Here is an 18,816-nt window from a genome sequence, read left to right as displayed (position 1 = left end):
CATTATCAAAAATATCACTTGTATTCCATCGATTAAGTAGACTTCTCCCCCTTCTTCCAAAAGGCAAGTCAAAGAATCTGTTAAACCAGTCATTTGGTATTATATCTTTATTATTCATGTGTAATATTGTTAGGTATTTTACCTTATTTATAGTTTTCTTACATTCTGTAATGTATATTACAGCTCTATAGATAAATTGAGGGCTAAATAGGATTTTTATGTAATTCAGGAAGCAAAAAAAATTGTGATAGAATTAGTTTACGATTTTTTGCTTTATTCAAAGTATAAAGTATACCCAATCATAATCAAAGACGTTTGAAATTTGCTGTATATGCTCACCCGCAAAGACCAAAAATTAAGCAAGAAAGTATTGAAAATCTTGTTGTCTCGCTAGGTTTACAGATTTCTAAATCAAATCCAGATATTGCTTTGGTTATAGGTGGGGACGGAACCTTTTCTTATTATGGAAGAAGATTGTCTGTCCCCATGTTATTTGTAGGAGTTCCTACAAGTGAAATATTGGGAAGCAAAAGCCGGCTAGCCAAAGTTTCTATCCATAACCTTCCTGAGGCTTTGCAGGGGCTCAAGAAGGGGAATTATGTAATCACTGAAAGAAGGATGCTAGAAGTAATATACGAGGATTATTCCTCAACTAGCGTATTAACCGATGTGTATTTAGAGAGAGGCATATTCGCAGGATGTATTAGGTATTCGGTTACTGTAACTAATAATAGTAATAAAACAGGCCACAGAGCCAATAGTTCTAGCGGATATAATTTTACCGACTTTGTTATTGGTAATGGAGTAATTATAAGCACCTCGTTCGGATCGGGTGGCTACTATTCTTATTTAGATAGGATCAACAGACCTAAAAAAAGGCCTATTACATTATTTAACGATAGTAGATTAGGCATATGTCATATATTGCCAACTTTTGGAGCGAGACGGTTAAAAGATAACAAAGAATATGAGGAAACAATCCCCATCCGTTACACTGTGCCCTTTGACAGTATTATTGAAATAAAAATTATTAGAGAAACAAATAGTCGATTATATGGTACTACTATTCATTCGAAAGGAATAAAGATTTCATGGAATAAGCCTATCATCGTTACTTCATCTCCAAAAATTGCAAAAATCATTCATTTGACATAATCGATGATAGTATTCTTATAACTAGAAAAGATTAGCTAATTAAATCAAAATATATCGACTAATTCTTTCACTCACGAAGTAAATTAGATGGTGGAAAATAATAATGTGATTTAACAAATTGAAAAGTAGAGTATTTTCAAACTACATAAACTACGGTTCTGTTTACTAAATTAATGTCAAAGAATATTGAATAATAACCAACATACTAGGATTATTTGAGTAAGAATTGATTTGGACCATTGAGGATTTTGTATACGGTGCGATAGATGGCTCTGTTACAACCTTTGCAGTCGTAGCAGGCGTGGTCGGTGCTTCACTTTCACCATCCATTGTTTTGATTTTAGGGTTTGCAAATCTATTTGCTGACGGATTTGCTATGGCGATTGGTAATTATTTGTCTTCTAAATCAAAGATCGAATATATCGAAAGGGAAAAGAGAAGAGAAGAAAAAGAGATAAACGATTCGCCTCAGCAGAAGTTAGAAGAACTTAAAGACATTTATTTTAAAAAAGGATTTCGTGACAAATTACTTGAAAACATTGTTAATACAATTACATCAAGTAAAGAGGTCTGGATAGACATTTTGATGAAGGAAAAAATAGGATCGGCCGATATTAAGAATGAAAAACCCTTATCCAAAGCAATAACTACATTCACAGCGTTTAACTTGATCGGGCTAATACCGCTTGTTCCTTTTATGTTTGTATTTATCTTTGATTTTGCCGAATCACAAAATATAGATATTGTATTTATTTACTCATCTATCTTTACCGGACTGTCTTTTTTTGCAATTGGCATGATCAAGGGAAAAGTAGTGGACAAATCTCCGATAAAATCAGGACTAAAAACTTTACTTATAGGAGGAATTGCTGCGGTGGTATCATTCATTGTGGGAGACGTGTTAAGTAATTTCGTAGGAGAATAAGTTGCAAAAATAAACTATTTGTCTACCGCATAAAAACCTATACTTTTTCCTTTACCGATCCTTTTGAGGCATATGGCGCATATATTGTGTACACAACAATGAATTTGTATTCAAATTTTCATACTTAATACTTCTAATTGGAAAGTCTACAGCCCACTGGTAGACTGTTTCCGGTAATATACGAAATGTATCTTGTAAGGTAATTCATAACATTTGATATTTATCTTATAATTACGAAACATTAGTGAACCAATTCAAATACCTTTCTAGAGACACCACCCAAAGTCTTTCCATGCTGGCCCGTGTCACTCATTATTCCCCACAATTTTCATGTCAATCATACTACCACTGGTCTATTCTGTGATCTTTTTTAAAATATCATATTGTAGGATATCCGATTCAATTCTATATCTGCAATGGGTTCGTATTTTTTGCTTATTCTTACGAATGTCCGTACTCATCAGATTTATAATTTCCTTGTATATACCTGTAATGCACCTTTCTTTTTATCTATCTAAACAATTACTGTATGTACTTAAAGAAACAGAATAAATATTTGCCAAAATAAGGTAATAGAGTTGTAAATTTGATTAAGAATATAATTGGTTTATAAAATGAAGACAGTTATAACATACATCGCATGAATACGGTTAGATACACTAATCACCTTTTATTATTAATTTTACCGATGATTTTTTTATTTATTTCATTATTTTTGTTATCATTCTCTGTTGATTCATATTATAACCAAAACATGGATTTGGAAAATCATGTTGTCTTTGGTAAACCTAGTAATCTAAATACCAAATCTACCCCTTTAGCAGATAATCTTTCAAAGATTTTTGAAATGGATCATAAAAATAATAGTAATAATAGTAATAATAGCCAAGAAGTCGTTAAGAAGCCCAATCACACAGAGTTTTACCCCAATAAAACATTTACACTAATAGGAAAAAATATTGATCTGGGAATTGCACCAGATAAACAGGTACTAGTATGGACATTTAATGGCACTATGCCCGGCCCAACTATTAAAGTTACTGAAAAGGAGAATATCACCGTCAAGTTCATAAATCAATCTCCAAATCCTCATACAATTCATTTCCATGGTTATCATGACGAATTAAACGATGGGATAGGTCCAATGGTTTTACCTGGCCAAACATACCTCTATAATATTACAGGACAGCCTTCTGGTGTTCTATTGTATTACTGCGACGTAATGCCCACGTCTCAGCATATAAAGATGGGTATGTATGGAGCATTATTAATAGAGCCACAAAGAAAAATCACTAACCTTACTCCAGCAAAAGAGTTTCTTATGGTACTAAGCGAGTTTAATTTGGAAAAACAAAGTTCCATAATTGCCGATTATTATTTGATAAATGGATATGCAGATCAATATCTACACCATCCCATAGAAGCACTTCAAAATGAATTAGTCAGGATATATATTGTAAATGCTGGGGTAAATTCACCGATTTCTCTTCACTTTCATGGAACCCTGATAAAAGATTATCCTTCAGGACTTTGGTCAAACAACTATACAATTGCTCAGTCTGTTTTAATAGGTCCTGGCGATGCATCCATAATAGAAGCAAAATGGAGTTATCCAGGCAATTATTTGTTTCACAGCCATGGTTATCAACAAGAACATGGAAGTAGAGGCATGATAAAAATATCTCCAAATTCAGGTAATTTTTCCTCAAACACTGGATTTAATAATTCTCAAATAGGAAAACAATATGAACTTATATCAAAGTTGCAGAGCACCAACGTTACCCCTAAATCAAATAATTACACTGTTTCAGATTCTATACACAAAAATTCATTCGATTTGGATAGTTTACTAAAACGTAGTTTAGATAATAACACCGCATACATTTCAATAGCACAGAATTCTGCTCTGCCTAATAATAATATATTCTACGCGCCCTCTACAATTAATATATCAAAAGGTCAAGAAGTAAAGTGGACAAATAGCGACAGTTTCATTCACACCGTGACCTCAGGTGATCCTTCTTCTGGAGGTAACGGAGAGTTTGATTCTGGAACAATCGCACCCAAGGGATCCTTTACTACCATATTCATGAATGAAGGAGAGTATAGCTATTATTGTGTTTATCATCCTTGGATGTTTGGATCCGTTATCGTAAAATAGTGTACTGTAACAATTCATTACAAAATATTATAGGAATTTCAAACAAATAAAATAAACATCCAAATGCCTCTTTCGCTTAATCAAATGGCTCTAATTGACAAATTGTAATTTCATGTTATGGTAGCTTACAACTAAATTCAGCATGTCTTGTATAGTTAAATTAGAATTTCTTTAACATGTGTTAAAATACTAAGAGAATCTTTCAATTCTACCTTTATACTACATCTTTACTTGCTTTTCTTCTTTATCTTCTGTATGTCAGTTTTTCTAAAGAACACTGAATATGGTATCGATTTAAATTTGAAAACGACAACTAGTTGGATAAGGATTATTACCTCCCCCTCCTCCTCCGCCCTCGGTAGAAACTGAAATGTTTTCCATCCTTGATAAGGTCCAAGGTAAACTACCTCAAATGTTGCAACAAGTCAAATATCCATACGGCAAAAAACCATTGAAGGGATTATCCACAAAGGGCTCTTAGCAATACAATATAAGTACATTTGAATTGCTGATAACTTGATGTATTGTTACTTGGCATGGACAAAGTTAGAACTAGTCTTTTAAGAGGAGTTCAAAGTATAGTAAAAGATCTAATTGGATTGCACAAAAATACAGACTTGAGAGATTTGTATTGACCTTTATATCACATAGAAATTGATCCTAGTGGTCCAGGCTAATATTTACAGTTTAACTACAAGTAATAGCTAGTTCGAGGTACTCAATTTAAAAATAATTTATTACCTTATAACTTTCAGATTGAATAGGTTTTGAACGCATTAAATCCGTCAAGTAAACTTTGTTATAGTATGCCGATCTAATTACAGTCAAGTATGCAGTCCGGAATACAGACCAAAAACCTCGGTGTATTCTTGGGACCGGTATTGTTTCTAATAATTATTTTTATACCAATACCTCAAATAAATGGTGATTTATCATTTTCTTCTAAAATAGTATTGGCTACGACCCTATGGATGGCAGTTTGGTGGATTACCGAATGTGCTCCAATATATGTTACTGCTTTATTACCACTTGTAATATTTCCAGCTTTAAAAGTAACCTCATTTACAGAAACCTCAAGCAATTATACCGACAATATCATATTCTTGTTCTTGGGAGGGTTTCTACTCGCAAAAGCAGTTGAAAAGTCTAATTTGCACAGACGTTTTGCCTACAGGATGCTGCGATTCTTTGGAACGGATCCGAAGTTTGTTGTGTTGTCCTTTATGATCGTCACATGGTCTTTAGGAGCATGGATGAGCAATACTGCCACAGCCATCCTGATGCTCCCAATAGCCTTGGCGGTGATTTCTCTGATTAAAGATAAAGAAAAGCATCATAAGTTTGTCGTGTGTTTGTTACTTGCTGTAGCTTATTCTGCAAGTATTAGTGGCGTATCTACACTTATCGGAACTCCACCTAATGCAATATTTGCATCTTTAGCCGATTCCATAGCAGGAGTACAGGTTTCTTTTGTGCAATGGATGCTTTTAGGATTACCAATTAGTGCACTTTCTCTCATAATAATATGGCTGTACTTGATAAGGATTGGCTCAAAAATTACAAACATCAAATACGACATATTTGGAGAAAAGGATACCATTGCAAAATATTTAAAAGATTTAGGGCCTATAACGCGAGATGAAAAGATAGTCGCGTTTATATTCATCCTTACTATCGTTGCTTGGATTACCCGAGGGGTATTTTGGAAGGATATAGCACCTATGATAGACGATTCTATGATAGTGATTGCATCATCGGTATCATTATTCCTTATACCTTCAGTTCTTGGAAAAAAACAGAATTCCGGGAAAAATGCTAGTGATTACAAGGAGTTTGTAGGTTACAACAGCCAAATAAATGAAAAAAAGGAGACAAATAATAGCGATCATAAAAACAATAAAACAGGGTTTGATACCGAAATTCAGCCATCATCAAAGAAACTACTTGATTGGGACACAGCGGTAACAATTCCTTGGGGCGTTCTTATCCTGATAGGTGGGGGTTTGGCTCTTGCAAATGGTTTTGCATCCACCGGTTTAGGCGACTGGATTGCAAGTCAACTCAATTTCCTTGGGAATGCGAATTACTTTATAATACTGCTTGTATTTGTGATGTTGGCGATTTTGCCAACTGAAATGATAAGCAATACCGCCACTGCAGCACTATTACTTCCAATTTCATCGTCACTTGCAATGTCCATGGGATTAAATCCAATACTGTTAATGGCACCTATAGCAATTGCTGCTAGTTATGGATTCATCATGCCAGTAGGTACTCCACCTAATGCTATTGTATATTCTTCTGGATTAGTTACTTCAAAATCAATGGCCAGAGCAGGATTACCATTGGACTTTATTTTCATCATATTGGTTACGGCTTTAACAAGTATTTTGGTTCCCTTAGTTTTTGGGATTTGATTACAAGACAGGATAGAATCCAAATCTCTTGTGGTATTTGTCTTGCACACTCCTTGTTACCAAACTTTGTTATGGTAGCAGTATGTATGTTCGCGGTCTATTGGGATTAGTACAGTTATGCATGAATAAATAGTGAAAAGAAGGTTTACAGGTCACATTCATAACCAAATAACACTTTGTCTAGAAAACCACTTCCTTAGAGCATTAATTGATTATGATCCTTAATCGTATGGATATATCAGATCGTTATGATCTAGCTTACATCAACTCGGAATTCTTCATTCCCCTCTAATTTGGTGGGTGTTTTTTTAGGAACTGTTATCTCCAACATTCCATTCATAACATTAGCACTTATATTGGAAGGAACAATTTCTTCTGCAAAAGGAATCTGCCTATGAAATGATTTGTATGATCTTTCACTATATATATACTTCCTATCCCTTTCTTTTGTCTTCTCAGTCTGTACAGCTGATACCCTGAGTGAATTTTTAGTAGCTTTTAGATCTATATTTTCTTTGGATATTCCAGGGATTTCCAAATTTATCTCGTATTTGTCTCCCCTATCTATTACATCACAAAGGGGCATCCTTGTCTCAGCAATCCCTTTGAATAGTTCGTAGGGAGAGGATGTTCTCAATCCAAACGGCATTGTTGAGGACCAAGATCTTTCCATAAAATTGGCCATATTCTGAATATTTTGTTTAAAGGTCTCAAAGAATTCATCATAATAATTAGGATACGAAATTTCTGAACCCCTTTTTAATTCAGTGTTTTGCTTTTCTACTTTATTGTCATTCTTTGCTGCAGAATTATTCTCATCTTTTTCAGAAGATGTCGAAGACGACATGTGTATTATGATAAACTGTCATTAATATAGATTTCACCTTGCATCCTCATATTAAAGAGAACAAGGTTAATTTGTACTATATTAAGGTAAAACTATTAACAGACAAAACAGATACAAAATAAAACCTCAAAATATTTTGTACAAGGTATAAAAAATTTTTTGTAGAAAAAACTTATTTGAAATTGGCATGTATTAGGTGTTTTTTATCCACTCTGCAATTTGTGGCCAAAGGCGGTTATGCGCCGATGAACTAACACATAACCCAACATGACCACCCTTAAACCTGACTACCTCTTTAGTTTGGCTAGAAATATGATTATTGATTTCAATTGTAGATTCAGGAGAAACAAGATCGTCATTTTCTGCTACAACGGTGAGTACAGGGAGATTTATTTTGGTTAAATCGATGCGATTTCCTCCTACTATCATATTGTTGCAAACAAGGCCGTTATTCTTATAGCATCCATTAACAATGTCTTTGAAAAGCCCCCCAGGTATATTTGGAGTATTGTAGAGCCACTCTTCTACTGCTTGAAACATTTTCATAAAATCTTTGTCGTTTATTCTTTTTGTCATTGTCAGATATTTATCACCGGTAAATCGGATGGGATTTCGCATAATGAAGCCTATATCAAGAACCTTTCCACTAAAATGACCAAATTCCTCAATTATCTTATCAGTATCTACAGATTGGATCCAATTTGCTAGTGTTGTTTTATCCTTACTAGAATCCACAGGGACTGCCAGAAGCGTCAGATTTTTCAAATTATCTGTATACCAGGACGCATATGATATGGCAATTATACCTCCCCAGCAGTACCCCAAAAGCGAAATCTTTTCATTACGAGAGCCTGAAATGTCATTTCCCCCTTCTTTTTTAGGTTTTTCAGGTGGATTGACAATGTTGCTTTCGCTGTATTGCTGTGACATATGACCTGATCGAATATTGAGTTTAGGTTTTTGTTGAATATATTTTACGGCCTCAGAAACGTATTGAACATAATCATACAAAGACAAATTGTTATCATCAGAAAGAGGATAACCCCAATCAAGAAGGTAGACGTCAATACCTTTTGATAAAAGAGATTTTACTACACTTCTTTCGGGATAAATATCCATTATGTGAAATTGATTTATAGGGGCATAGACAATCAACAGCGGATTCTGATTCTCCATATCCGATGATTTTTCTTTCGAAATAAAATGCAACAGTCTAACATTTTTTTTGTTGTATTCAACTACAAAGTCAGTAAGCGACATATCTTTTCTTTTAGTATAGTAAGTATTCCAACTCTTTGCAAATAATTCCTGAAGGTCTTCATAATATTGGATTGGATACCCCATATCCCTAAGCAATTTTCGCATTTTCACCTGCGAATTTACAAAAGAGCGCAAAGAACTTGAGAATGAATCCGAATGGACCTTTTCTCCAATGTTTGTATCCGAGGTCTTGATCCATAAATCATATAATTCGTTAAAAGGTAAAAACCAGTATCCCGCCAAACTTTTTGGAGAGTCTTCTTTTCTATAACTCTTCAAAGAATCAAGGTAACTTACTAAATATGCCAAACTGTAACTAGTAGATATTTTGAAACCTGAAGATAATACATTAAAAGTGGTTGTAAAAAGTTCGAAAGGTATGAGTAGAGGATCCACTACGAGAGATAAAAATACGCAAAACCATTTAAGTATTAAAAAGATTTGGCGAATCTATGCTATATGAATAACTTTCCATCAACCCAATTGCCTAATGAATAAAACTGTTGCAAAACCAAAAGTGCGAAAAATCATCATTAGATTGTTTTGGTGGAAGGGACGAATCAGAACTTGCTATTGAAGACATTATGTCTCTGTTTTGCATTAAACATCTTAGTAAATCTTTGTCGGTGACAATTCCAACCAAATTATCATTTTCTAAAATAACTACTCTTCTTATTTTTTTATCGCACATCAATTTCATTGCATCTGCTGTTGAAGCTTTTGATGATAATGTAAAAACGGGAGTGCTCATAAAATTTTTAATAGGAACTTGTAATTGATGTTGGTCTAATTTACCCATCACCTTAATTATATCGCTTTCGGTGATTATTCCAACCGGCTTTCGAGTTTCCAAATCATCTACAACTACAACACATCCGATATTGTTATTTGATAGAATCCTGCAAATACCATAAATGTTCAAATCCTGTTCCGCAACTAGGACATTTCTACTCATTAAATCCGAAATGGCTATTGATTCTAGGCTCATACAAAGCTCATAATTCCAATCGATTTAAGAATTTCGGTAAAATATTCCGATCAATTAGTATCAAGATTAATGCAAATTCAAAAAAAAAATATTACAAGACAATCAAACAAGGTAAACTATTAAACATGAGTACAAAGTCACTAAATAAATAGGCCTATAAATGGAATTTTAAAGTACCTTACAATTAACTGAATAAAAAACATTTTAATCATCACATAACCAATTTTGAAGTATGAAAATACTAGTTCCTATTGATGGATCAGAATATTCTATAAAGGCATTGAAATATGCTATCAGTTTGATAAGGGGAATTGGATATGCATCTGAAATTGCAAAAAATGGAACGAATGAAATCATACTTGTTAATGTGCTACCTCATTTTCACATGCCACTGGGATTTGAGAAAACGATGAAATCTTTAAAGACAGACAAGCCAATTTCTGTAACAGAGTATATTTCAGAAATGAATGAAATGATTAAGCAAGAATGGATTGACAGACTAGGAGATTTAAAAAAACAATATGAAGATGATAAAATCCATCTAAGAACGGAATTACTCATGGGAAGTCATTCAAGTAGAACCATTGCTGCCAGCATCACTAAATTTGCATCTGAAGAAAAAGTAGACATGATTGTAATAGGAAATGTGGGATTGGGAGGTATTTCAAAAATTAAATTATTGGGGAGTGTTTCAAGAAATGTTGCAGAAATTTCAAGCTGTCCTGTGCTAATAGTGCATTAGATGAACTAAAATAAGATCATCAATATTGAACAAGATTATAAACTTCTTCGGTGATATCAATAACAATGAAAATTTTAGCTCTAGTGGATGGATCTGACAATTCAATAAAATCCCTGGAACAAATGGTAAACTTGCTAAATCAGATTGATCCTAAAAAAGCGACAAAGACGGATGGAAATAAGAGTGATCATGAGGTGATTATCTTGAGTGTACTAGTTCCCTTTCATATTACTAATATAGTTGAAAAAAACATTCAGTCAGGTAATTCTGTTAAGGGTGAAAAATTAAAAGCTTATTTGAAAGAGATTAACGCTGAGGTCGAAAAAGAATGGATCGCAAAACTTGCTGAACTCAAGTCTAAATATCAACAAGAAGGAATAATCGTTAAGACGAAACTATTAGAAGGAAGCCATTCGAGTAATTTTGTTGCATATAGTATAGTTAAATTTGCCGAAGATGAAAATATCGATCTTATTTCAGTTGGAAAAATAGGTACAGGAGGAAGTCACTCAAACAAGTTATTGGGAAGTGTGGCCAGAAATATAGCCGAAATTTCTACTCGTCCACTACTCATAGTTCCCTAAATTTATCTACGACATCAAAATCAGACCAAAAAAATGAAAGGGATCGATTAATTTATCGATATCTCGGTTTTGATATTCATAACTGTATTGTTAAAAATGCGAGAATCCATTTTCGCGATATTGGCAGATATACGAGGCTTAAATTCCATTTTATTTATCACATCTTTTTGAATATCTACACCAGGTGCTACTTCAGTCAACAGCAGCCCATTTTCCGAGAGCTTGAAAACAGCTCTTTCTGTGATATAACAGATTTCTTGTCCATATTTTGTGGCCTCTTTTCCGCTAAATGAAATCTTGTGTACATTTTTTACAAACTTAGTTATTGAACCATCGCTTACGATTTTAATTACCTCATCTTTAATCCGAATAGTTTTCTTCCCCCCGGTAAATGAACCGGCAAAGTAAATTTTAGAGATTCCTCCTGCGATAACTGGGAAGCCGCCGGCTCCAAAAATGCGACCAGGTAGGATTGAAGGGTTAACATTTCCCATTTCATCTATTTCCAAAAATCCAAGGGATGCCGCATCCACTATACCCCCCTCGAAATTTGAAAACATATCTGGAATCGTAGACATTGCAAATGGGCTTACAGAAGTGCCAAAATCATTTCCCGTAAGAGCAAATCCTCCCCAAGGTCCTGATTCAATTGCAGAGATCACCAGATCTGTTAGTCCTTCATTAGCGATAACTTTAGATACCAAAGCAGGTATGCCAATACCTAAGTTAATCAAAATGGGCGATCCATTCCTTTTTTTGACAAGATCTGCAAAGTCAAGAACAACCCTCTTGGCTATTATTATTTCATAGTCTTCATGTGGTGATGGATTCATGTTACTGTCAGGATAAGAGTAAAATGAAGTCATTACTTGCTGAGATAACCTTGGATCATAAGCCACTGACCCTGTTTGCCAATGAAAATCTAAAGGAGAAATTATGATGTGATCAACTAGAGGAAATGGTATGTCTACCTCTCTCGGATTTAAGGTACCTGATTTTCCTAACCATCTAACCTGACATATTACTTTACCTCGCCTAGGACAAGCTTTTGTGGCTTGAGCAATGCTTAGAACAGTGCCTCTGATTGTTTCTTCTCTTAAAGACATATTTCCCATCTCGTCAGCAATAGAAGCACGAATGAATGCCCAATCAGGTTTAGGAGCTTTATAAAACAAATAATCCTCCCCATCAAGTTGTACTAATTCCACTTTACAAGTCAAGTTTTTCTTTCCAGACTGATTTAAAGCAGCAGTATCATTTCGCGGATCTAAAAAAGTATTTATTCCAATCTTTGTCAATAAGCCAGGTCTACCCGAGCCAATTTCTCGAAACCAATATGCGGTAATACCAATTGGCCAGCCGTAAGCTTCAATTCTATCTTCTAGAACCAGCCTCTGAAGCCAAGGTGAAAATCCCAAAAATGGCATTAACATTCCTCTAATAAAATCTTGATTAGAATTTTCACACAATGTTTGTCCCACTTTGTCCAAAGCCCTTCCGGGGACAGCAGGCAGGGCATCGGACATGATAAAAATATTTTTCGGATGACCGGTTCTCTGATATACTTTTAAAAGTTCATTAATCAAGTATTCTGGAGTAGTTGCCATATTAAATCCAGAAATTGCAATCACAGAATTATCGGCAATGTTATGAAGAGTAGAAGCGTCAGTAACCCTGTTAGACAATCTAATGCATAGTTAAATGTCTTGAATTCATAAGGATTTTGTTTCAAAAAATGTAAATAATATTAAATTTTTTTATATTGTCTAATGCTTACTATTCCAATACAATCGTGTGTTTTATTTGCCAAAGTCATTGTCCATATCTTTTAAATTATTTTTATGAAAACCCCCTATTCTCTGGTTTCAGTATTCTAAATGAACTTTTCTGAATTGCATTTCACTTATTGAAAATCTTCTCCATATTTTCTTAAAAAAGAAGGTTCTAACATGGAGGACTTAATCAGCATTAAATTTTTAAGATAATAGAATAAAAAAGAAATGGTGGAAAAAAGTATCCGTGCAGCGAGAATTCTTGAATACGGAAAACCGTTATCACTCGTTTCAGTTCCAAAACCACGCATTTGTCGTGACGAAGAAGTAATTGTAAGAGTTGGAGCAGTAGGATTATGTCATAGTGACCTTCACCTTCTCAATGGAGAATGGAAAAGCATAATTCCCTTGGATCTGCCAAAAACTCCTGGTCACGAAATTGCAGGTTGGGTCGAAGAGATCGGTAAATCGGTGCCGACCAATCTGTTGACCCCAGGAGATTTAGTTGCAATATTTGGAGGTTGGGGATGTGGAATTTGCTTTTATTGTAAGCAAGGCAATGAACAGATGTGCGAATCAGCAAAATGGCCGGGTTTATCTTCGTATGATGGAGGTTTTGCTGAATATATTTTGGTCCCTTCTTTCAGGTTTCTTGTTAAAGTACAAGACACCAGCATATTGCCAGAAAAAATAGCGCCTCTTACAGATGCGGGATTAACCCCCTATAGAGCAATAAAAAAGGTAAGGCATCATCTGGGGCCTGGAAAAAGTATTGGCATCATTGGTGTAGGTGGTCTGGGTTCCTATGGGGTGCAATATGCAAAGTTATTTGGAGCAGGATCGAAAGTTGTGGCGTTAGATAGAAGTGATAAAAAATTAGAACTCGCTCAAAGATGTGGTGCAGATCACGTGATTAATCTAAGCTCAGGTGAGAGTATCAAAGAAAAAATCATGAATATTACCTCAAATAAAGGAATGGATGTGATTTTGGATACAGTAGGTGCAGAATCCACTATAACTGACGCAATTAGGATGATAGGAAAGGGAGGTACAATAGTGCTTGTAGGGTTGATGGGCAATATGGGAAAAATTCCAGTAGCACCATTTGTAATCAATGAAGTTAAGATGTTTGGTTCTTTATGGGGAAATTTCAATGAATTGAAGGAGGTAATCGATTTACAAGTTCAGGGAAAAATAATTAGCAATATTAGAAATTTCAAACTTGATTACATTAATGAAGCAATTGAAATGCTAAAGAACGGGACTATTGTCGGAAGAGGTGTAATAGTACCCTAAATAGTGTAGTGTTACGAAAGCTCAATGGTTACTATATGGCCATAACAATATTAGGCTAGTAATTATTAGATTTCTTATCATTGTCTCTTTGAGCAAGGCGTTAATCACAGAGAACCTAATATCTAATGAATTAGAATAAACCACCTGTTCCTTTTTTCTTATTATAAACACGAAATAATATAACCATAACTTGAGAACATAAATAAAAAGAAAGATATACATGGATTAAAGTATTTTTCATTTTACAACAGGGTCATCTAAATGTCAAAACTTACAACAAATGATTATCATCTTTTGGCAGTCAACGCCGGGATAATAGGATCACTTTTTATCTATTTTGCAATTGCCGTTCAGCTTCCTCCTTTAACTATTTTTGACATTGATTCAGAAAAATACTCGTTTGGATTTCACCTTACAAGTGAACAGGCTCAAATTTCTGTTGTAATTTCTGTTGGGATACTGTTAATCCCTTTTTCAGTTTCTTCGATACTCATTGTTTCACATATTAGAATGGCAAGCCTGTTTACAAATATTGGCTTTGCACTAATAATTACAACGGCAGTTTTGATTTTAAGTTCTCTCTCTTGTAGGATACCTTCTGCTTTCTTCTATATCGTGATGGTTTTGCCTGCAGCAATATCTATCTTGACTGTGATTTTGCTATTTTACTTCAGGCAAAAAAAGATAAATCAATCTTAAGAACCGCTTCAGGCATCTTCTCTTCAAGAATCACGTATTATTGCTTGATCCATAACTAAGATATTCTATAATTTATTTTTGATATATTTTATATACACTTTATTAGAAAATTTTGCAAAATATCTTGTAAATTTTAATACTGCTAGATTCTAAAGTCAAGTGACAGATATATCCTATCGAATTCATCTTACTTTATGAAGTAGTTGTCTTTAGCAAAGCCTTCTTCTTTAAAATTTATTACCTATTTAGCAGATCGACATTACTTGGCATTTGTTAAGAAGATTGAGTCATTGCATGGTTATATTAGATATATCTAACTGTAATCAGATTGTTCGGTAAAAAGTTATTCAATATAGCAACTAAATCACTCATTTCAAAAATATCATAATCTTAGGAAGTCTTTCGTTATCCAATATTTTGATTTTCTTTAAATTATTGTTTTAAGTTGCAAAATTAGTTCATAATAAGAATATTTTTCCACAAATTCTCCACCTCTCTGCACAATTCTTGTACTTGGATCATATTTCTCTAGCAAATCATGTAAGAACCTAACCAAGGTGACAGAATTCATATCTACTGGATCTATGACTATCAGGGTAGGTAAAGTTTTGTTTGCCAAATCGAGTACACTTTCATAATCACAATTACTTTTAGTTTCATGGTTCGTATTATTATTTGGGGACCAGGTAACTTCAAAAACCTCTGTATCTTCTGCTTGTGCAAAGGTCTGACATTTGATTTTCATTTCTTCATTGTTCATGCTTATATTTATCAAGATTAACTATTATCATTTTTCTGAGTTCTGAGAGGTGTCTGGAAGAATATCTTTTACAGATTCATGGGAAATTTTTTTCCTAGATTTTTTAGATAACTTCTTTGGTCCAAAAACAGCACCCATAGATCATTTTGTATTTTGAAATAAATAAAATTTCCTCTTTAAGATTCAAAAATTAATATCTGGTGAAATATTCCGCGCCTTACAAATGAATTAGTTAGTTATATCATCACATGAAAAATATCAAAAAATCTAGATTGGGAGATCGGTTGTTTTAAATGGGAAAATTTAGGATCCTTTACCATCTTTTCAACCTAATAAAGTAAATATTGTAAGTATTATCATTTATTAAATAACGCAAGAAGTCCAAATTCTTGGTGGCCTAGCAATAAACTTGATGTTGCAAATTCAGCAGATAGAGATCCCCTCATCATATGAATATGTAAGCACGATATTTATGGCTGCAAAGATATCGCTAGAAGGATTTGATTTGTTGGAACAAATAATGTCTAATATCGATGGTCTTAATTTCCAGTGCTGGAAATAGACTTTTTCACATTAAATTTTCCTTCGACAAATACCGGTTCGTCAATTCCCCAAGCCCATTTCTTGGTTGGTCTTATTCTAATATATTTGGATTGAGGATGATCTGTGTTAGACATGTAACCTCCTTGGCGGTCTACTGTGTCTGCGATCCCATAAATTCTAATACCCCTGGGATTCCAGGGTTGAATATTCTTTGAATCGTCTATAACTAGAGCGACTTTTGTATTTATTAAAATGTTTTTGTATTTTGTAGATTTTAATAAATTTATTCCACCTACATAAAAATACTGGCCATCAAAACCAAATCCTACAGGCACAACATCCGGTTGGCAACTTGCAACGTCAGAAGGAGAGAACGAACAAGAGGTTGCTATTCTTGCAAGACGTTGTGATTTGATATAATCAATTTCCTTTTCAGTAAACAAATTATGTCTACCAATAGTAATACTGTGTTGCATTTAAAATTAGCCTCATATAATCAGAATTTCTATATTCTATATCTGGTTTATAGGATAAGAGAGGTGCATACATTTGTTAATTGCTTTATTACCTTGCTGTATTAATACAAATAGTTAGTATACTCTAAATACTTCAAATAGTCTAAATACCTAAACAAATTCTTTATTCATATAACGTGTTAGTAGCATACTTAATTTTTTTAATGTAACTGTAGTACTTTTCCAATGTTTGTCTATCTTTGGGTTCATGAAGCAAATTAATTAATCCTATTATTTCTTATTGTTAGTAATGTATCATATTACACATATCCTTCCCATCGACTTTGGAGCATAGGAAATATTTTTTCTCGATTACCTATATACCAGAATATTAGACTTGCCACAAAGCGCCTATATATTGTACACCTTATCAAATAATTATAAATCATATTTTTAATAATATGTAATTGAAAGTTTTTTTTGTTATACCTAGACATGGACTGCAATGGGGTATGGTGTAGGCTCAAAGCAAAAAGGAACCATGACATTCCATCTCGATACAGAGAGGGTCAGAAAAGGTGTACTACTTACGAATTAATTATCAAATGGAATCAAACCTATTGTCCATGTTGTCACTATAAGGTAAATAAAAGGTCGTTTCACGGTTGAGAAATGCGCAAAAAATATTGAAGATATAATAAAATGATATTAACTATTATTTCACTTGTTGGATCATTACTAATTAACGGCTATAAGATATTCAACTGAATTTACATAATGAAAGTAAATATGGTCCTTCGAGCATAGAAATAAAGTTTTGAATTAATTCATTACTTAATAATATTATTTTAAATATTAGTTATGAAGCAGATCCAAAGGGTATAGTAATTGAAACAAAGTTTATTATCGGTTTTGGATTTATCTTACACCAAAATACATATGTAAATCCTTGTTTATGTAGTATTTGTATGAATAACAAAACGAAAATAGCAAGCGATACAAGGGATTTGAATTCGTTACTATCCATATTATGTTCATCAACTACATCGCAAAATAAGGTAAAATATATTTTTATGGTTTCATTCTTGTTCTCCTCATTGTTTTCGCTATCGTATATTCAAAATTTTGATAATGTTCCTTATGCCAATGCAACAACTAGTATTTCTTCTGGTGCTAATACTTCTTCACTAGGCGAATCACTCCAACAGAGCCAACAAGATCTACAGAAAGCAATAGAGAATCAGGTGCAACAATCATTTACCAATACCTTAAACACCATGAATCAGGGTCAAGCTAATACCACCATTACTAATGTTGAACCTCTGAGTAACCAGAACAATTCAATTATAACAAAAATTCTGGCAAAAAGTCTTGATAACTTTATTCAAAATGCAGGAGCAGTTCTTAACATGACGAGTCAACTACCTCAGGTAAGAGAAATTCCTCTCGGCCACATGCTTAATCAAACTCTAACTACCTTACATGGAATACCTCAGGATGCAGATATTGAAAAGAGGATGGTTGCTCAAAGTATTTTATCCAGTTATAAGGATTTTCAAATAATTATTTTTATTATGCCAAATGGCAATATCTATCTTGAAGAACCGTATGCCAGACAGACAAATTCCACTGTAACCAACCTTGGATTTCGTGATTACTTCAGCGGTGTAACTGACTTAAATAATATTTACATTGGAGACCCCTCCCTATCGGTATCTTCAGGTCAGTTACAATCTGTAATAGCCGTTCCTGTCTTTTCGTTAGAAGGCAATTCTACGATGGTGGGAATCTGGGCAGGAGGTCTTGATTTTAAGACTTTGAATAAAGAACTTCAATCACTTAATTTTACCTCTTCTGATGGATTTACGCGTGTAGTATATGTGGGACATAATGGACAGAAAATTGCAGATTCTGATGTTGACAAAAGCACGATCCAAGAGTCTTTTGCCAATCTCACTAGTTTTAAGAATGCCATGAAAGGACAGTCCGGTTTGACTTTTGATACGATAGAGAATGAAAAAATGGTAGTAACCTATGAGCCTGTAAACGTATTTCACAATACTTTTGTTGTCCTGCTCATACATTCTTTCAATGATACAAAGTCTAATTGACTCATTTTAATTTTGTATGATGGTCTATTAGCACATAACGCATGGGAATCCAATGAATCATTATATAATCTTGTCATCTTTTAGTAAACAAGGAATTGAAA

At 33.8% G+C, this 18,816-nt stretch carries 15 protein-coding genes; 9 read left to right on the top strand and 6 right to left on the bottom strand.

What is annotated here, in order from left to right; translation table 11 throughout:
• Positions 1 to 315: 315 nt before the first annotated feature.
• The 4 genes from F1Z66_RS07775 (at position 316) to F1Z66_RS07760 (ending at position 6,658) form a co-directional block, all read left to right on the top strand.
• On the top strand, positions 316 to 1,155 hold the full coding sequence (locus F1Z66_RS07775; RefSeq protein ID WP_159357354.1) for an NAD(+)/NADH kinase: 840 nt from the start codon (positions 316 to 318) through the stop codon (positions 1,153 to 1,155).
• A gap of 226 nt (positions 1,156 to 1,381) precedes the next feature.
• A complete protein-coding gene (locus F1Z66_RS07770) occupies positions 1,382 to 2,080 on the top strand; it encodes a VIT1/CCC1 transporter family protein (RefSeq protein ID WP_149863035.1) in 699 nt (232 codons plus the stop codon).
• A 715-nt stretch (positions 2,081 to 2,795) separates the two neighbouring features.
• A complete protein-coding gene (locus F1Z66_RS07765; protein WP_159357353.1) occupies positions 2,796 to 4,241 on the top strand; it encodes a multicopper oxidase domain-containing protein in 1,446 nt (481 codons plus the stop codon).
• A gap of 830 nt (positions 4,242 to 5,071) precedes the next feature.
• Complete coding sequence (locus tag F1Z66_RS07760) at positions 5,072 to 6,658, top strand: SLC13 family permease (RefSeq protein ID WP_149863033.1); 1,587 nt, start codon at positions 5,072 to 5,074, stop codon at positions 6,656 to 6,658.
• 253 nt (positions 6,659 to 6,911) lie between these two features.
• Here the strand turns inward: F1Z66_RS07760 and F1Z66_RS07755 are convergent, their stop codons facing one another.
• From F1Z66_RS07755 to F1Z66_RS07745, 3 genes are all read right to left on the bottom strand, one after another.
• Complete coding sequence (locus tag F1Z66_RS07755; RefSeq protein ID WP_149863032.1) at positions 6,912 to 7,505, bottom strand: Hsp20/alpha crystallin family protein; 594 nt, start codon at positions 7,503 to 7,505, stop codon at positions 6,912 to 6,914.
• Between the two features lie 192 nt (positions 7,506 to 7,697).
• On the bottom strand, positions 7,698 to 9,161 hold the full coding sequence (locus F1Z66_RS07750) for an alpha/beta fold hydrolase (protein ID WP_195907502.1): 1,464 nt from the start codon (positions 9,159 to 9,161) through the stop codon (positions 7,698 to 7,700).
• Positions 9,162 to 9,252: 91 nt separating this feature from the next.
• Positions 9,253 to 9,753 (bottom strand): CBS domain-containing protein, encoded by a 501-nt coding sequence (locus F1Z66_RS07745; RefSeq protein ID WP_149863030.1) that lies wholly within the window; start codon positions 9,751 to 9,753, stop codon positions 9,253 to 9,255.
• Between the two features lie 232 nt (positions 9,754 to 9,985).
• On the opposite strand from F1Z66_RS07745, the gene F1Z66_RS07740 reads away from it, so the two are divergent.
• Positions 9,986 to 10,495 carry a universal stress protein gene (locus tag F1Z66_RS07740; protein ID WP_149863029.1) on the top strand — a complete coding sequence of 170 codons (510 nt, stop codon included), beginning with the start codon at positions 9,986 to 9,988 and terminating at the stop codon, positions 10,493 to 10,495.
• A 65-nt stretch (positions 10,496 to 10,560) separates the two neighbouring features.
• Positions 10,561 to 11,079, top strand: a complete 519-nt coding sequence (locus F1Z66_RS07735; protein WP_149863028.1) for a universal stress protein — start codon at positions 10,561 to 10,563, stop codon at positions 11,077 to 11,079.
• A gap of 47 nt (positions 11,080 to 11,126) precedes the next feature.
• Here F1Z66_RS07735 and F1Z66_RS07730 read toward each other — a convergent pair whose 3' ends face one another.
• A complete protein-coding gene (locus F1Z66_RS07730; RefSeq protein ID WP_201448524.1) occupies positions 11,127 to 12,764 on the bottom strand; it encodes an acyl CoA:acetate/3-ketoacid CoA transferase in 1,638 nt (545 codons plus the stop codon).
• Positions 12,765 to 13,079: 315 nt separating this feature from the next.
• Here F1Z66_RS07730 and F1Z66_RS07725 point away from each other — a divergent pair, with 315 nt between their 5' ends.
• Entirely contained in the window at positions 13,080 to 14,147 is a 1,068-nt protein-coding gene (locus tag F1Z66_RS07725) for an NAD(P)-dependent alcohol dehydrogenase (RefSeq protein WP_149863027.1), read from the top strand.
• 261 nt (positions 14,148 to 14,408) lie between these two features.
• A complete protein-coding gene (locus tag F1Z66_RS07720; protein ID WP_149863026.1) occupies positions 14,409 to 14,846 on the top strand; it encodes a hypothetical protein in 438 nt (145 codons plus the stop codon).
• 427 nt (positions 14,847 to 15,273) lie between these two features.
• Here F1Z66_RS07720 and F1Z66_RS07715 read toward each other — a convergent pair whose 3' ends face one another.
• Complete coding sequence (locus tag F1Z66_RS07715; protein WP_149863025.1) at positions 15,274 to 15,606, bottom strand: hypothetical protein; 333 nt, start codon at positions 15,604 to 15,606, stop codon at positions 15,274 to 15,276.
• Positions 15,607 to 16,145: 539 nt separating this feature from the next.
• Complete coding sequence (locus F1Z66_RS07710) at positions 16,146 to 16,625, bottom strand: PPOX class F420-dependent oxidoreductase (RefSeq protein ID WP_149863024.1); 480 nt, start codon at positions 16,623 to 16,625, stop codon at positions 16,146 to 16,148.
• 947 nt (positions 16,626 to 17,572) lie between these two features.
• Between F1Z66_RS07710 and F1Z66_RS07705 the strand changes: the two genes are divergently transcribed.
• Positions 17,573 to 18,715: a cache domain-containing protein gene (locus tag F1Z66_RS07705; RefSeq protein WP_149863023.1), complete on the top strand. Its 1,143-nt coding sequence runs from the start codon at positions 17,573 to 17,575 to the stop codon at positions 18,713 to 18,715.
• Positions 18,716 to 18,816: the final 101 nt, after the last annotated feature.

Origin of the sequence: Candidatus Nitrosocosmicus agrestis (genome assembly GCF_008389435.1) — an archaeon.
Classification (GTDB): domain Archaea; phylum Thermoproteota; class Nitrososphaeria; order Nitrososphaerales; family Nitrososphaeraceae; genus Nitrosocosmicus; species Nitrosocosmicus agrestis.
This window is presented reverse-complemented; position numbering and strand designations above follow the sequence as displayed.

What these genes read in the sequence shown, in the direction of transcription:
- F1Z66_RS07760 (WP_149863033.1), top strand. Translation starts at nt 5,072, where the DNA reads ATGCAGTCCGGAATACAGACCAAAAACCTCGGTGTATTCTTGGGACCG.
- F1Z66_RS07755 (WP_149863032.1), bottom strand. Translation starts at nt 7,505, where the DNA reads ATGTCGTCTTCGACATCTTCTGAAAAAGATGAGAATAATTCTGCAGCA.
- F1Z66_RS07745 (WP_149863030.1), bottom strand. Translation starts at nt 9,753, where the DNA reads ATGAGCCTAGAATCAATAGCCATTTCGGATTTAATGAGTAGAAATGTC.
- F1Z66_RS07740 (WP_149863029.1), top strand. Translation starts at nt 9,986, where the DNA reads ATGAAAATACTAGTTCCTATTGATGGATCAGAATATTCTATAAAGGCA.
- F1Z66_RS07735 (WP_149863028.1), top strand. Translation starts at nt 10,561, where the DNA reads ATGAAAATTTTAGCTCTAGTGGATGGATCTGACAATTCAATAAAATCC.
- F1Z66_RS07725 (WP_149863027.1), top strand. Translation starts at nt 13,080, where the DNA reads ATGGTGGAAAAAAGTATCCGTGCAGCGAGAATTCTTGAATACGGAAAA.
- F1Z66_RS07720 (WP_149863026.1), top strand. Translation starts at nt 14,409, where the DNA reads ATGTCAAAACTTACAACAAATGATTATCATCTTTTGGCAGTCAACGCC.
- F1Z66_RS07715 (WP_149863025.1), bottom strand. Translation starts at nt 15,606, where the DNA reads ATGAACAATGAAGAAATGAAAATCAAATGTCAGACCTTTGCACAAGCA.
- F1Z66_RS07710 (WP_149863024.1), bottom strand. Translation starts at nt 16,625, where the DNA reads ATGCAACACAGTATTACTATTGGTAGACATAATTTGTTTACTGAAAAG.
- F1Z66_RS07705 (WP_149863023.1), top strand. Translation starts at nt 17,573, where the DNA reads ATGAATAACAAAACGAAAATAGCAAGCGATACAAGGGATTTGAATTCG.